The sequence below is a fragment of the Budvicia diplopodorum genome, from assembly GCF_009800925.1.
Classification (GTDB): domain Bacteria; phylum Pseudomonadota; class Gammaproteobacteria; order Enterobacterales; family Enterobacteriaceae; genus Budvicia; species Budvicia diplopodorum.
This window is the reverse complement of sequence record NZ_WOYF01000041.1, coordinates 1-1,142: the sequence shown is the minus strand read 5'-3', so window position 1 is coordinate 1,142 and position 1,142 is coordinate 1. Positions and strand designations below refer to the sequence as shown.

Sequence of the window (1,142 nt, the reverse complement as noted above, 5' to 3'; positions counted from 1 at the left end):
CAGTTTGCCGTTGACGTTGCCGCCCTCGGCGGTATGTATGCCAACAGCATTCGGCTGATTGGTACCGAAGACGGCGTCGGCGTACACAATGCCGGTACCATCGGCACGCAGGCGGGGTCGGTGGTGGTCACCGCCGACGGGCGAATTGAAAACGGCGGCACCATCAGCAGCGCCCAAAACCTGCATATCACCACAAAGCAAAGCCTGACTAACAGCGGCACGCTGTACGGCAAAAACGAGGTTCAGGTCACCGCGCAGGGCAATATTGTCAATCAGGCGGGCGGGCAACTGGGGGGGAACGGTCATCTTAGCGTCACCACGCAGGGCAGCCTGACCAATCAGGGCACCATGGTCGCCGACGGTCACACCACGGTCACCAGCCGCGGTAGTATGAATAACAGCGGCACCGTCTCGGGCGGGCAAGGCCTGACCCTGTCGGCCAGCAGCATCGATAACAGCGGCACGTTACAAAGCAAGGGCAGCACCACCATCAGTACTCCCGGTTATGTGAATAACACCGCGGGCTCTAAAATCATCAGCACCGGCTTTTTGACCCTCAACAGCGGCGACTGGCTGACTAACTACGGTACCCTGTATTCCGCAGACGGCGCGGCGCTCAGCAGCACCAACGCGCTGTTTAACGGCGGCGCTATCCAGAGCGGACTGGGGCTGTCGCTGGCCGCAAGCCATATTACCAACAGTGGTGCGATTTACGGCGGCGGCAACACGCAGCTGCTGAGCCGGAGCGCGATGGTGAATACCGGCACTCTCGGCGCTGACGGCGACCTCACCCTGACGATGCCCGGCGAGTTTTCCAGCAGCAATACCCTGCATGCGCGGGGCCACGTCTGGCTGAATGCCGGTGGCAACGTGACGAATACCGCCACGCTGGCCGCCGACCGCGGGCTAACGCTGACCACACAGGGTAACCTGTTCAACAGCGGAACGCTTTACGGTAAAGAGGCCATGAGGCTGACGGTTAACGGGTCGGTCACCAACGGCGGCACGTTGGGCAGCGGCGGTGAACTGACGCTGACCACCGGTGGCAGCCTGCTCAATAACGGCACCCTGTATAGTCAGGGTGCCGGTAAATACCGGATTAACGGCAGCTTCACCAATCACGGCCTGCTGCGCAGTGAAGA

The 1,142-nt window shown here is 61.3% G+C and carries 1 pseudogene; it reads left to right on the top strand.

Annotated features, from left to right (window positions below):
- Positions 1 to 1,142 (top strand): annotated as a pseudogene (locus tag GVI43_RS15695) (hypothetical protein); the annotation flags it as partial.